This window comes from Sphingopyxis sp. LC81, from assembly GCF_000756375.1.
Classification (GTDB): Bacteria; Pseudomonadota; Alphaproteobacteria; order Sphingomonadales; family Sphingomonadaceae; genus Sphingopyxis.
Genome location: NZ_JNFD01000028.1, coordinates 70,248 through 83,244, shown reverse-complemented (window position 1 = coordinate 83,244; position 12,997 = coordinate 70,248). Strand labels below are relative to the sequence as shown.

18 protein-coding genes and 1 pseudogene are annotated in these 12,997 nt (G+C 65.0%); 10 read left to right on the top strand and 9 right to left on the bottom strand.

Annotated features, from left to right (window positions below):
- The first annotated feature begins 35 nt into the window (after window positions 1-35).
- The 5 genes from FG91_RS14305 to FG91_RS14285 all read left to right on the top strand — a co-directional run bounded on the left by FG91_RS14305 (window position 36) and on the right by FG91_RS14285 (window position 2,345).
- A complete protein-coding gene (locus FG91_RS14305) occupies window positions 36-629 on the top strand; it encodes a PadR family transcriptional regulator (protein ID WP_235212049.1) in 594 nt (197 codons plus the stop codon).
- Complete coding sequence (locus FG91_RS14300; RefSeq protein WP_037516078.1) at window positions 629-946, top strand: DUF2218 domain-containing protein; 318 nt, start codon at window positions 629-631, stop codon at window positions 944-946. Before FG91_RS14305 ends, FG91_RS14300 begins: the two co-directional genes overlap by 1 nt.
- 217 nt (window positions 947-1,163) lie before the next feature.
- The gene (locus FG91_RS21065) at window positions 1,164-1,688 is read left to right on the top strand and encodes a DUF2975 domain-containing protein (RefSeq protein WP_052187621.1); all 525 of its coding nucleotides are present in this window, start codon (window positions 1,164-1,166) and stop codon (window positions 1,686-1,688) included.
- Complete coding sequence (locus FG91_RS14290; RefSeq protein WP_037516075.1) at window positions 1,688-1,897, top strand: helix-turn-helix domain-containing protein; 210 nt, start codon at window positions 1,688-1,690, stop codon at window positions 1,895-1,897. The genes FG91_RS21065 and FG91_RS14290 overlap by 1 nt, the downstream gene beginning before the upstream one ends.
- 139 nt (window positions 1,898-2,036) lie before the next feature.
- Window positions 2,037-2,345 (top strand): TFIIB-type zinc ribbon-containing protein, encoded by a 309-nt coding sequence (locus tag FG91_RS14285; RefSeq protein WP_268746381.1) that lies wholly within the window; start codon window positions 2,037-2,039, stop codon window positions 2,343-2,345.
- Between the two features lie 2 nt (window positions 2,346-2,347).
- On the opposite strand, the gene FG91_RS14280 is transcribed toward FG91_RS14285, so the two are convergent.
- Window positions 2,348-3,748, bottom strand: a complete 1,401-nt coding sequence (locus tag FG91_RS14280; protein ID WP_037516070.1) for an amino acid permease — start codon at window positions 3,746-3,748, stop codon at window positions 2,348-2,350.
- A 91-nt stretch (window positions 3,749-3,839) separates the two neighbouring features.
- Window positions 3,840-4,127: a 4a-hydroxytetrahydrobiopterin dehydratase gene (locus tag FG91_RS14275; RefSeq protein WP_037516068.1), complete on the bottom strand. Its 288-nt coding sequence runs from the start codon at window positions 4,125-4,127 to the stop codon at window positions 3,840-3,842.
- A gap of 51 nt (window positions 4,128-4,178) precedes the next feature.
- Between FG91_RS14275 and FG91_RS14270 the strand changes: the two genes are divergently transcribed.
- From FG91_RS14270 to FG91_RS14260, 4 genes and pseudogenes are all read left to right on the top strand, one after another.
- Entirely contained in the window at window positions 4,179-4,607 is a 429-nt protein-coding gene (locus FG91_RS14270; protein ID WP_037516066.1) for a metallopeptidase family protein, read from the top strand.
- Window positions 4,604-5,188 carry a heme ABC exporter ATP-binding protein CcmA gene (gene ccmA / locus FG91_RS14265; protein ID WP_037516063.1) on the top strand — a complete coding sequence of 195 codons (585 nt, stop codon included), beginning with the start codon at window positions 4,604-4,606 and terminating at the stop codon, window positions 5,186-5,188. The genes FG91_RS14270 and ccmA overlap by 4 nt, the downstream gene beginning before the upstream one ends.
- Window positions 5,185-5,829, top strand: a pseudogene (locus FG91_RS21495) (heme exporter protein CcmB); the annotation flags it as partial. The gene ccmA and the pseudogene FG91_RS21495, both read left to right, overlap by 4 nt.
- Window positions 5,829-6,239: a VOC family protein gene (locus FG91_RS14260; RefSeq protein ID WP_037516060.1), complete on the top strand. Its 411-nt coding sequence runs from the start codon at window positions 5,829-5,831 to the stop codon at window positions 6,237-6,239. The pseudogene FG91_RS21495 and the gene FG91_RS14260, both read left to right, overlap by 1 nt.
- Before the next feature lie 221 nt (window positions 6,240-6,460).
- On the opposite strand, the gene rplA is transcribed toward FG91_RS14260, so the two are convergent.
- The 7 genes from rplA to FG91_RS14225 form a co-directional block, all read right to left on the bottom strand.
- A complete protein-coding gene (gene rplA / locus FG91_RS14255) occupies window positions 6,461-7,159 on the bottom strand; it encodes a 50S ribosomal protein L1 (RefSeq protein ID WP_037516057.1) in 699 nt (232 codons plus the stop codon).
- A gap of 4 nt (window positions 7,160-7,163) precedes the next feature.
- Window positions 7,164-7,595, bottom strand: a complete 432-nt coding sequence (gene rplK / locus FG91_RS14250; protein WP_037516054.1) for a 50S ribosomal protein L11 — start codon at window positions 7,593-7,595, stop codon at window positions 7,164-7,166.
- 155 nt (window positions 7,596-7,750) lie between these two features.
- A complete protein-coding gene (locus FG91_RS14245) occupies window positions 7,751-8,686 on the bottom strand; it encodes an acyl-CoA thioesterase (RefSeq protein ID WP_081940603.1) in 936 nt (311 codons plus the stop codon).
- Between the two features lie 48 nt (window positions 8,687-8,734).
- Complete coding sequence (gene nusG, locus FG91_RS14240) at window positions 8,735-9,271, bottom strand: transcription termination/antitermination protein NusG (RefSeq protein ID WP_037516051.1); 537 nt, start codon at window positions 9,269-9,271, stop codon at window positions 8,735-8,737.
- A 34-nt stretch (window positions 9,272-9,305) separates the two neighbouring features.
- Window positions 9,306-9,503, bottom strand: a complete 198-nt coding sequence (gene secE / locus FG91_RS14235) for a preprotein translocase subunit SecE (RefSeq protein WP_037516049.1) — start codon at window positions 9,501-9,503, stop codon at window positions 9,306-9,308.
- 185 nt (window positions 9,504-9,688) lie between these two features.
- A complete protein-coding gene (locus FG91_RS14230; protein ID WP_152568118.1) occupies window positions 9,689-11,005 on the bottom strand; it encodes an MFS transporter in 1,317 nt (438 codons plus the stop codon).
- A gap of 85 nt (window positions 11,006-11,090) precedes the next feature.
- Window positions 11,091-11,696: a TetR/AcrR family transcriptional regulator gene (locus FG91_RS14225; RefSeq protein WP_037516043.1), complete on the bottom strand. Its 606-nt coding sequence runs from the start codon at window positions 11,694-11,696 to the stop codon at window positions 11,091-11,093.
- Between the two features lie 140 nt (window positions 11,697-11,836).
- Here FG91_RS14225 and FG91_RS14220 point away from each other — a divergent pair, with 140 nt between their 5' ends.
- On the top strand, window positions 11,837-12,991 hold the full coding sequence (locus tag FG91_RS14220) for an efflux RND transporter periplasmic adaptor subunit (protein WP_037516040.1): 1,155 nt from the start codon (window positions 11,837-11,839) through the stop codon (window positions 12,989-12,991).
- Window positions 12,992-12,997: the final 6 nt, after the last annotated feature.

Here is a 12,997-nt window from a genome sequence, read left to right as displayed (position 1 = left end):
TTAGACGCATCTAGAATCACTCTAAGGAACGAAAAATGATATTCTATGCGAAAATGGAAGGCCACGGTTGCGGCGGGCGGCATGCGATGCATCGCGGCGGTCGCGGCTTTGGCCACGGGTTCGGGCATGGCTTTGGCGGTGGCCGTCGTGGCGGTGGCCGGGGCGAGCGACGGCGGATGTTCGACGGCGGCGAGCTTCGGCTCGTATTGCTCAAGCTGATCGCCGACGAACCGCGCCACGGTTACGACCTGATCCGCCACATCGAGGAACTCACCGGCGGCAGCTATGCGCCGAGCCCCGGCGTCATCTATCCAACGCTGACGATGCTCGACGACATGGGCCTGATCGAAGCGCAAGAGAGCGACGGCGCGAAAAAGCTGTTCGCGATCACCGATGCGGGACGCGCCGAACTCGAAGCGAATAGCGAGATCGTCGACGCCGCGATCACCCGCCTGACCGCGGTCGGCGAGGAAACGCAGCGGACGGACTCGGCATCGGTGCGCCGCGCGATGGGCAACCTGCGCCAGGTCCTGATGAACCGGCTCGGCGACCGCGACCTCGACAATGCGGCGCTGCACGACATCGTCGCGCTGATCGACGAGGCGGCGCAAAAGATCGAGCGGCTGTGATGGGCAGCGCTGTCGCCAACGTGCCCACGGCGCACGCGAGCAAATATCTCCAGCAACTGTGCAAGCATTGGCAGCATAATCTCGCGGTCGAATTCACACCCGACCACGGCACCGTGGCCTTCCCCAAGGACGCACGCGGCGCGACATGGGCGGGCGATGCGCTGGTGACGTTCGATGCCGGACCCGACGCGCTGTCGGTCCGCATCGACGCCAGCAGCGCCGACCATGTCGAGGCGATGAAGGGCGTGGTGGCGCGCCACCTCGACCGCTTCGCCTTTCGCGAAGCGCCGCTGGCGTTCGACTGGCAGGCGGCTTGACCCCCTTCGTCATCCCGGACTTGATCCGGGATCCACAACGCCCTCGATCGGAAGCACGGCACATGCCGTCATGGACCCCGGATCAAGTCCGGAGTGATGAAGGGGGGAGGTACGGCTGGTCGCCAGGGCGGCCAGTTATCGTTTTTCGATAATATCGATTGACGATAAGTCGGACTTGATATATTGTTCTTCGATAAGCAATCTATCGGAGAACGATATGCCTGTTCCCAACTACACCCTGCTCGGCGCGACGCGCGGGCTGCTCTGGCTGATCCTCGGGCTGATCGTGGCGTCCGCGCTGCTCGTCGCCGGCATCGCGGTCGCGCTGGTCGTCGCCTGGCCCGAAGTCATGGCCGGATTCCGCGACAGCCCCGAATTCGTCGATGTCACGACGCTTCGGCTCCCGGTTGGCCTGCTGCTGGGGCTGCTCTTCGCCATCCTCGCCGGGGCGGCTTACATAATCCGTCAGTTTCAGGCGCTCGTGGCTAGCGCGGCGCGCGATCCCTTCATCGCTGCGAACGCGACCCGGCTGCGCCGGGTCGGCTGGGCGCTCGTTGCCGTCCAGTTGCTGGCGATCCCGCTGCACTGGACCGCCAGCAGCATCGCGAAAGCGGGCAGCGCGTTCGCCGACATGGGTGGCATCTCGCTCGGCAATTTGCTCGCGATCCTGCTCGCCTTCGTCCTCGCGGCGGTGTTCGAACAGGGCACCGCGATGCGCGACGAGCTGGAAGGGACCGTGTGATGGCGATCGTCGTGAAACTGGATGACCTGCTCTACGCGAAGCGGATGACGCTGACCGACCTGTCCGACCGCATCGGCATCACGCTCGCCAATTTGTCGATCCTCAAGACCGGCAAAGCGAAGGCGATGCGCTTCTCGACGCTCGAGGCGATCTGCACCGAACTCGAATGCCAGCCCGGCGACTTGCTGGCGTTCGAAGCCGACAGCTGAACAGAGCACGGCAAAACTCGGCCCCGCTCCGCCTCCCCGGTCGGAGCGGGGCCTTTTCTGTTTGCGGAACGCACCATAGCCATGACACGTTAGAGGGACGGCGGCTCACCCGGTCGCCTTTGCGATGAAAGGAAATTTCGTGTCCGATGCCCAAGGGCTGCTTTGCCCGACCTGCCGCGTGAACCTGACCATGTCGGAACGGCAGGGAATCGAGATCGACTATTGCCCCCAATGCCGCGGCGTATGGCTCGATCGCGGCGAACTCGACAAGATCATCGAGCGCAGCGAAGCCGCCAGCGCGCCTGCTCCCGCGCCGCGCGCGTCGGCCCCGCCCCCGCCGCCGTCACAGCCGCAATATCGCGAACACGGCTATGATGACCGCCATTACGGCGGCAAGCCGTACAAGAAGCACTATAAGAAGAGCTTCCTCAGCGAATTGTTCGACTAGGACTAACCGACGATGGCGTGTCGGCGGGCGTAGAGGAAATAGACGGCCAGCCCGCCGACATTCCACACGAGGAACCAGAACTGCGTCTGCACCGGCAGGCTGAAGAAGAGGTAGATACAGCCGAGAACCGCGATGCCGCCGACCACCCACGGCATTGGCGCGCGGAAGGTCCGCGGCGCATCGGGCGCGCGGCGGCGCATGATGAGCATGCAGATCGACACCGCGGTGAAGGCCGCGAGCGTCCCCGCATTGGCGAGCGCGGCGAGTTCACCGAGCGGGATGAAGCCCGCGAGCACCGCGACGACGAGCGCGGTGAAGATGGTGATCCGCACCGGCGTCCCACGCGACGACAGCTTGGCGAGGCTGGCGGGCAGCAGCCCGTCGCGCGCCATCGTGAAGAAGATACGGCTCTGCCCATAGAAGAAGGCAAGGATGACCGTCGGCAGCGCGATGATCGCCGAAACGGCGAGATATTGCGCCGCGAGCGGACTGCCGAGTTCGCGCAGGATCAGCGCGAGCGGCTCGGGGCTGTTGGCAAAGCGCGTGTAGGCGATGGCGCCGACCGCGGCGACCGCGACGGCGATATAGATGATCACGCAGGCGAACATCGACCCGACGATCCCGATCTTGAGATCGCGGTCGGGATTCTTGGCTTCCTCGGCCGCCGTCGCGATCGCGTCGAAGCCGTAGAAGGCGAAGAAGATGATCGCCGCCGCGGCCATCACGCCGCGCTCGACGCCATCAGGACCCATATGCTTGGCAAAGCCATAGGGGCTGAAGGGTTCGAGATTGGCGGCGTTGAAGGCGGGCAGCGCAACCGCGACGAATACGACAAGCGCGACGATCTTCACCAGCACGAGGATCGCATTGAGCGTTGCGCTTTCGCGCGTGCCGACGAGCAGCAGCCCCGCGACCACCGCGATGATTGCGATCGCGGGCAGGTTGACGATGCCGCCGAGTTCGGGTCCCTGCATCAGCGCCATCGGGAAGCCCGCCCACGCCTGTAGCAAGGGCGCGGCATAGCCCGACCAGCCGACCGCGACTGCGCTCACCACCAGTGAATATTCGAGGATCAGGCTCCACCCGACGATCCACGCGAGCAATTCGCCGATCACGACATAGGAGTAGGTATAGGCGCTGCCCGAGGCGGGGATCATCGTCGCCATTTCGGCATAGGCAAGCGCGGCGCAGGCACAGATCAGCCCCGCGATACCGAAGGACAGGATGACCGCAGGCCCCGCCTTGTCGGCGCCGACGCCGATGAGGGTCAGGATGCCCGTGCCGACGATCGCCCCGACGCCGAGCGCGATCAGATGCGGCCAGCCCAGCGTCCGCGCCAGCACCTGCTCACCCTCCCGCCGTTCCGGAACGATCGGTTTGCGGCGGAACAGGCTATCGGTCATGCGGTGGGCTCCCCTGGGGTGTTATGCTGTGCTTTGCGCCGCTTGTAAGGACATGAGGCGTCAGCGCAAGATAACAACAATCACAGGCGGGTTACAGTAGCGCCTCGATCGCCTCGGCGAGCTTCGCGTCGCGGTCCGACAATCCGTCGGCGTCGTGCGTCGTGAGCAGAATATCGACGCGATTATAGACATTCGACCATTCGGGGTGATGGTCCATCTTCTCGGCGATGATCGCGACGCTCGCCATGAAACCGAACGCCTGCGCGAAATCGGCGAATTTAAACTGGCGCGTGATCGCGTCGCGCACCGGTTCGTGCGTCCATTCGGGAAAGCGGGCCAGCAGCGCGCCGCGCGCTGCATCGTCGAGTTTCTGCACCATCTTCTTTCTCCCGCTGGTCAATATCGTGCCGCCGCCATAAGGAAGGGCGCGATGAGCGACAAGTCTGCCCTGCCCGATTTGCCTGCCGGATGGACCGGCGGTCCTCCCGACGCCGACGCACTGTTCGCGATGGCCGAGGCGGCGCTGGCGAATATGCCCGCGGTCTTTGTCCCGCATATCGAGGGAGTGGTCGTCTCGATCGAGGAATTCGCCGACGACGAAGTGCTCGCCTCGCTCGACATCGAGCATCCCTACGAGCTCACGGGGCTCTACGAGGGTCGCCCGCTCACCGAGCGGAGCATCGGCGAAAGCGGGGGGATGCCCGATCGGGTGACGCTCTATCGCATCCCGATCCTCGTCGAATGGATCGAGACCGGCGAACGGCTCGACACGCTCGTGCGTCATGTGCTGATCCATGAAATCGGCCATCATTTCGGCTTCTCCGACGACGATATGCACGCGCTCGAGGATATGGCGTGACCGAACTGCTGCGGCTGGACAACGTAGCGTGCATTCGCGGCGACCGGCTGCTGTTCGAGAATTTGTCGCTGGTGCTGAACCGCGGTGACGCGCTGTGGCTGCGCGGCCCCAATGGCGCGGGCAAGTCGAGCCTGATCCGCCTCGTCGCGGGACTGCTGCGCCCCGCTGCCGGAACCGTCGAGCGCCGCGAACGCATTGCACTGATCGACGAAGCATCGGCGCTCGACACCGAACTGCCGCTGCGCCGCGCGCTCGACTTCTGGGCGCGGGTCGACACCGTCGACGGCCACACGGTCGACCGCGCAATGGATGAGATGGCGCTCGCGCCGCTCGCCGAGGTGCCGGTGTCGATGCTCTCGACCGGCCAGCGCAAGCGCGCGGCGATGGTGCGCGTGATCGCCAGCGGCGCGCCGATCTGGCTGCTCGACGAGCCCGCGAACGGGATGGACGATGCGGCGCAGGCGCGGCTGGTCGCAGCGATCGCAAAGCACCGCAGTAACGGCGGCGCGGTGCTGCTCGCCTCGCACTTTGCGCTCGGCATCCCCGATCTGGCGGAGCTCGACATGGGGGCGCTTGCTTGACTGCGCTCATCGCCCTCTTCTGGCGCGACCTCCGCCGTGCGTGGGGCAGCGGGGCACTGTGGTTGCCGGTGCTGTTCTTCCTGCTCGTCGCGACCGCCTTCCCGTTCGCCGTGGGTCCCGACGCACCGTTGCTGCGGCGCGCCGGCGGCGGGATGGTGTGGGTCGCGGCGCTGCTCGCGGCGCTGCTGCCGATCGACCGACTGGTGCGTCCCGACAAGGACGCGGGCGTGCTCGACCAGCTTGCGGTGCGCGGTTTTGCCGACGAGGTGATCGCAGCGATGAAGATCGGCGCGCATGCCATCGGTTTCGGGCTGCCGCTGATGATCGCCCTGTTCCCCGCGGCGGCGCTGCTGGCGCAGGACGCGGAGCGCCTCGGACTGCTCGCGACCGGGATCGCCATCGCCATTCCGGCGCTGGCCTCGCTGGCTGTATTAAGCGCCGCGCTGACCGCGAACCACAAGGGCGGCAGTGCGATCGGCGGACTGCTCGTCCTGCCGCTGGCGGTACCAATGCTGATCTTCGGCGCAGGCATGCTCGATCCGTCAGGGCGCGGCGCGATCAAGCTGCTGGCGGCGACGAGCCTGCTCCTCACCATGATCGGGCCATTCGCGGCGGGCGCGGCGCGGCGCGCCCCCCGCGAATGCCCCGCCAATCGCTCGCCCATATCGCGCTCGTCGTGCGCGAGTATGACGAGGCGATCGACTTTTACGTCGGGACCTTGGGCTTCACGCTCGTTGCCGACGAGTATCAGCCGGCGCAGGGCAAGCGCTGGGTACTCGTCGCACCACCGGGCAACCCGCCGGGCGGGGCGACGATCCTGCTGGCGCGGGCTTCCAATGAAGAACAGGTCAAGTATATCGGCGACCAGGCGGGGGGCCGCGTCTTTCTGTTCCTCGAGACCGACGATTTCGCCTGCGACTATCAGCGCCTGCTCGACAAAGGCGTGCGGATCGAGCGCGAGCCGCTGGAGGCGGAATATGGCACCGTCGCAGTGTTCCTCGATCTCTACGGCAACAAATGGGATTTGATCGAGTTTCGGCGGGCGGAGTGACCGCTAGCGACCGGAAGCTGCCCTATCTTTCATCGTCATCCCGGACTTGATCCGGGATCCCGCTTTTTGACCCACTCACCGCCTTCGATTTCAAGCGGGACCCCGGATCAAGTCCGGGGTGCCGAAGGGAATTGAGCTGACGTCCGCTCCCCACACCAAGGCAGACATAAGAAAAGGGCCGGAGTTTCCCCCGGCCCTTCCCTAATTCAGTGGCGTGCCAATCAGGCGCCGGTCACGTCGGCCGTATCGACCTTCACGCCGGGGCCCATCGACGACGACAGCGCGATCTTGCGGACATATTTGCCCTTCGCGCCGGCCGGCTTCGCCTTGACGATCGCGTCGACAAAGGCGTCGAAGTTCTGGCGGAGCTTTTCCTCGCCGAACGACAGCTTGCCGAGGCCGGCGTGGATGATGCCGACCTTTTCGACGCGGAATTCGATCTGACCGCCCTTGGCGGCCTTCACGGCTTCGGCGACGTTCGGGGTCACGGTGCCCAGCTTCGGGTTCGGCATCAGGCCCTTCGGACCCAGCGTCTTGCCCAGGCGGCCGACGATGCCCATCATGTCCGGCGTCGCGATGACGCGGCCATAGTCGAGGTTACCCGCGAGCATGTCTTCCATCAGGTCTTCGGCACCGACCTTGTCGGCGCCGGCGGCCAGCGCCTTGTCGGCGTTGTCGCCGCGCGCGAACACGGCAACCTTGACGTCCTTGCCGGTGCCGGCGGGCAGCGTCACGACGCCGCGGACCATCTGGTCGGCGTGGCGCGGATCGACACCAAGGTTCATCGCGATTTCGAGCGTTTCGTCGAACTTGGCCGAGGCCAGTTCACGAACGGTCTTCAGCGCTTCGTCGACGGTGTGCAGCTTGAGGCTGTCAACCTTGCCCTCGAGGGCCTTCTGCTTCTTGGTCAGCTTTGCCATCGGTTCAGCCCTCCGTCACTTCGAGGCCCATCGAGCGCGCGCTGCCCTCGATGATCTTCGTTGCCTGTTCGATGTCGTTCGCGTTGAGATCCTTCATCTTGATCTCGGCGATTTCGGCGAGCTTCGAGCGCGCGATCTTGCCACCGCTGATTTTGCCCGGCTCCTTCGAACCCGACTTCAGGTTCGCGGCCTTCTTGATCAGGTAGGTTGCCGGCGGCGTCTTCGTGACGAACGAAAAGCTCTTGTCGGCGAACACGGTGATGATGGTCGGGGTAGGCGTACCCTTTTCCATACCGTCGGTCGCGGCGTTGAACGCCTTGCAGAATTCCATGATGTTGACGCCGCGCTGACCCAATGCCGGCCCAAGCGGCGGCGACGGGTTGGCGGTGCCGGCGGGCACCTGCAGCTTGATGTAGCCGCTAATCTTCTTAGCCATGATGGCCTCCTGTCTTTCTGTCGCCCCGGACCTCGATCCGGGACTCAAAATTAGCGGTCGAACAGAAGGGCATCACCCCTTCCTCCCGCGCGGAATCACGCCCTTATCTGACGCGAAGCGCCGCGCATAAGCGCAAACGCCGCAGAAAACAAGCCTTATGCGCCGGGCGCAGGTGGCGTGATGCGCAGCAGCCCTTCCTGCATCGCCGAGGCGATCAACGTGCCGTCCCGGCGATAGATCAGCCCGCGGTTGATCCCGCGGCTGCCGCCCGTCCAGTCGCTGTCCATCACATAGACGAACCAGTCATCGACGCGAATGTCGTCGTGGAACCACATCGCATGGTCGAGGCTGGTCGAGAACAGCCCCGGCGTCGACCAGGTGAAGCCGTGCGGCAGCAGCGACGAGGACAACAGCCCCATGTCCGACACATAGGCCAGGAAAGCACGGTGGAGCAGCGGATCGTCGCCGATCGGCGCCGCGAGCCGATACCATTGATAGTGCGTCGTGCCTCGCTCGGTCGAAGATGGGCGGAAATTGCGCGTCTCGAACGGCCGCAGCCGCGCCATCCGCTCAAGCTGCGCATCGCTGACGTTCGGATCGGCCGCCAGATTTTCGACCAGCTCGGCGCATTCCTCGGGCGGCAGCACGTCGGGCATCGGGGCTTGGTGCGCCGCGCCGGGCTCGGGCGCGTGGAACGAGGCGGTCAAGTTGAAGATGACCTTGCCGTCCTGCCGTACGACGACGCGGCGGTTTGCAAAGCTGCGTCCGTCGAAATCGCGGTGGACACGGAAATGGAGCGGCTTCGCCTCGTCGCCCCCGCGCAGAAAATAGGCATGAAGCGAATGCGCCGTCTTGCCGGAATCGACGGTGCGCGCGGCGGCCACCAGCGCCTGCGCGATCACCTGCCCGCCAAAGATGCGCTGGCGGGTCGGCTTGTCGAACGCTGGAAAGGTGAATTCGTCGGGCTCGTCGGCCGGGACGAGGTCGAACAGCCGGGTCACCCCGCGAACAACCTTTTCCGGTGAAAAGCTCGCCTGAATTTCGCGCACGCGATCAAGCCGAGCCTGCATCTCTTCGGGAGTGAGGCTCATAGTTTTGATCCGTTGGCTGGGACGCACCCGCAAAGGCGCGCCGCGATGTTATTTGAAGCGTTCGACCTGTTCGAAGTCGAGTTCGACCGGAGTGGCGCGACCGAAGATCGACACCGAAACCTTGACGCGCGCCTTTTCGAAATCGAGTTCCTCGACCAGCCCGTTGAAGCTGGCGAAAGGACCGTCGAGCACCTTGACCTGGTCGCCGATTTCGTAATCGACGCGGATTTCCTGCTTCGGACGAGCCGCGGCCTCTTCCTTGCTGTTCAGGATGCGCGCGGCTTCGGCTTCGCTGATAGCCTGCGGCTTGCCCATCGAACCGAGGAAGCCCGTGACCTTCGGCGTGTTCTTGACGAGGTGATAGACATCGTCGGTCATCGTCAGCTTGGCGAGGACGTAGCCCGGGAAGAATTTACGCTCGGCCTGGACCTTCTTGCCGCGCTTCACCTCGGTGACGGTTTCGACCGGCACTTCGACAGCTTCGACGAAATCGGTCAGGCCCATGCGTTCGGCTTCGGAAAGCACCGAATCGCGAACCTTGTTCTCGAAACCCGAATAGGCGTGAATGATGTACCAGCGCGCCATGTGTATCCGTATCCTGTCCCTGTAACCGCGGGCGTTAGCGCGCGAGCGACGTCAGCCAGCTGACGATCGCGTTGAAAACCGTGTCGACGCCGAAAAAGAACAGCGAAAGGATCGTCGTCATGATCAGCACCATGATCGTCGTCTGCACCGTTTCGCGGCTGGTCGGCCACACGATCTTGCGGGCTTCGGCGCGTACCTGATTGATGAACTCAGCCGGGCTGGTCTTCGCCATGTCGATCGTCCTGTCTTTTTACGTCAATGATCCGGGCCAGATGGGTTGCCGCCCCCCACGCGTCAAGCGCGCTTGGGGCAATAGTCCGCCCACCCTCCCCGAGCGTGTCGGCGAAAGGCGGAAGGAAAACGGCGCATCTGTCCGAATGAACGCGGCCTTTACTTGGGCGTTGCGGCGATTGCAAGTCAAAGGCGGGACAGCGCGCGCTGCATCCCGAGCAGCAACCCCGCCATGACAATCCAGCTGAGTGTCGGTTGTAGCGCGAAGAGCAGGTGCAGTTCGCGAGCCGCGGCCTCACCGTTCTGCGGATCGAAGCCGACGAGGTCGAGCAAGAGATAGCTGACCGCGATCGCGGCGGCGACGCCGAATTTCTGCATCAGGTTGAGCAGCGCGAAGAGAAAGGCCGATCGGTTGCGGCCGCAGCGGCGGGCATCCTGCGGGATCAGGTCGGCGAGCATCGAGTAAGTGAAGAGCAATCCGACGAACCCCGTCCCGAGCATCAGCGAGAAGCCGACGGCCTGCGCAAGACCACGGGGCTGCTGGAACAAGGTCGCAACAAGCAGGCTGGATATCAGGAGCCCCATCGCGATCATCATCGGCGGCTTGCCGAAGCGGCGCGCAAGGAAGGTCCAGACGGGCGACGCGAAGGCCCCGCCAAGGAAGCTGGCGAAGAGCAGCACCGCGCTCTGCGCGTCGAGATCGAGCACCGCGGCGGCGAAGAAGACGAACAGCGCGGTCAGCGACCCGAACGCGAAGCTGTTGAGGAACTGCACGCCGAGCAGCAGCATCAGCGGCGGGAAGGAGAAGGACGCGCGAATCTCGTGCCGCCAGCCGATACCCGCTTCCGCCACCACGGCACGCGGCGGGACGAGACGGATCGCAAAGAGCGCGACCGGCGCCATGAGCAGGAAAAGGCTGGCATAGGCCATGATCCGTCCCTGCAGGCTGATCCCCGGAATCAGGAGCTGCGCCGCTGCGGGCGCGGCAAAGGCGCAGATCAGCGCGATCTTCGCGAACCAGTCGCGCATCCCATAGAGAAGCGCGCTGTCGGCGGGCGTGCGCACCAGCGCCGACCCCCACGACAATTGCGCGACCTCGTAGAGGCTGTAGCTCGAATAAAAGAATATCATCATCAGGAAGAGCGCTGCGAAGGGCAGCCGGTCGCCGACGGTCACAAGCGCGAGCAGTAGCAGCGCCAGCGGCACGATCGCGAGCAGCATCCAGCGCCGGTGCGCGCCGAGCCCGGTGCGCACGCGGTCGACCATCGTGCCGATCAGCGGGTCGACGACGCCGTCCCATATCGTCGTGAGCGAGAAGAGCAGCCCGACCAGCGCCACCGAAATGACGCCGCCCTCGGCGATATAGGGCGGCAAGTAGACGCTGAATGGCAAGCCCAGCATAACCGTCGGCCCTGCCGTCGCGGCATAGGCGGCGACCGTCCGTGGCCGCAATGCCGGGGTTTCGTCGGCGCGGGCGGCCGAAGGCAGGGCGGTACTGGCCAAGGCGCGATGCTCCCGAAACAGGAGCCGGCACGCTTTCAGTTATTGACAGCCATGTCAACAGATCGCCGCTGCCCGCTGGGCGGCGCTAGCGGATATTGAAATGGGACAGGAACGGCTGGAGCCGCCAGTCAATCTCTTCCGGGTCGAGCCATTCGTCCTCGATCCCCATCAGCGTGCTCAGCATCGAATCGCCGACGACGATATCGAAAAAGAGGCGCGCGGCTGCTTCCGGGCGGTCGATGTCGGCCTTACCGGTCGCCGCCCATTCCGCGAACAGCTCGATCAGTTCCTCGAGCGCGGGCACGTGCAGGTCGCGGTATATCTGCATCGCGAATTCATGGTCGCGCAGGCTCTCGGATATCAGCATGCGCATCAGCGCGACGGCGTGCGGCGATTCCATCAGTTCGCTTTGGCGATGCGCGTAACTCTTCAGAATTTCGACGGTCGACAACCCCCGGGTCGCGTCGTCGTCGAGCGACCGCAGCATCGCTTCGTCGCACCACCGCGTTGCGATCGCGCGAAGCAGCCCCTGCTTGTTGCCGAACAATTCATAGAGCGTCGCGAGCGAGCCGCCCGAACGCTTGACGATTTCGGCGAGACTCGTGCGCTCATACCCCTGTTCGAGGAACAGCGCCTCGGCGGCATCGAGGATCGCATTCTGCCGCCGTTCGCGTGGCGATAGCCTATCCATTTGACATAAGGCCGATTCCGACATGCTCAAAATTTCCCCCCTCCCTTGCGCTTTTTTGTAATTTAAATTACATGACGTCCCAACGCAAGCTTTTGCGTATAAACAAATCCCGCACAACTGCGATTTTTTCAGGGGTCCCTATGAGTCGCTCTCGTCCTCTCAGCTGCGCCGCCGGCGCTGCGCTGGCCCTATTGCTGGCTTCCTGCTCGTCCGAGGCGCCGCCCGCGCCGCCGCCGCCCGAGGTCAATATCGTGACGGTCCGCACGCAGGCCGTACCGAATGTGATCGAATTGCCTGGCCGCGTTCAGGCGTATCGCACGTCCGAAGTCCGCGCCCGCGTCGACGGCATCGTCGAACGCCGTCTGTTCAACGAAGGCAGCTTCGTGCAAGCCGGTACGGCCCTGTTCCGCATCGATCCGCGCCAGCTGACCGCCACGGCCAACGCGGCGCGCGCGCAGCTCGCCCGTGCGCAGGCGACCGCCGCCAATGCGCGGCAGGTCGTCGGCCGTTACCAGCCGCTGCTCGCCGACCAGGCGATCGGCAAGCAGGAATATGACGCCGCGGTTGCCGCGCAGCGTACCGCCGAGGCCGACGTCGCGGCGGCACAGGCCAATCTGGAATCGGCGCGGCTCAATCTTGGCTATTCGATGGTCACCGCACCGATTTCGGGCCGCGCGCGGCGCGCCGAAGTGACCGAGGGCGCACTCGTCAGCGCGGGTGCGGGCACCCTGCTGACGACGATCGAACAGATCGACCGCGTCTATGTCAATTTCGGCCAGTCGAGTTCGGACCTGCTCGCGACACGCCGCGAGATGGGATCGGGCAAGGTCAGCGTGCCGCAACTCGAACGCGTCGAAGTCCAGCTGATCCTCGAGGACGGCACCGCCTTTCCGGTCGTCGGCCATCTCGACTTCCTCGACCTGTCGATCGACGAGGCGACGGGCACCGCGGCGCTGCGCGCCGAATTCCCGAACCCGAACGCGGCGCTGCTGCCCGGCCAGTTCGTTCGCGCGCGCATCTTTGCGGGCGACCGTGCCGGCGGCGTCCTGATCCCCCAGCGCGCGGTCAAGCTGGCCGCCGACAATGCCAGCGTCATGGTGCTCGATGCCAAGAATATCGCGACCCCGCGCCCGGTGAAGCTGGGCACGATGGTCGCGGGCCAGTGGGCGATCCTCGACGGGCTGAAACCCGGCGACCGGGTGATCGTCGACGGGCTGCAAAAGGTCCAGCCGGGCCAGCCGGTGCGCGTCGCACCGGCAAAAGGGGCGCAGTCCGCGCCGACGACAAAGCGCTGACCTGAT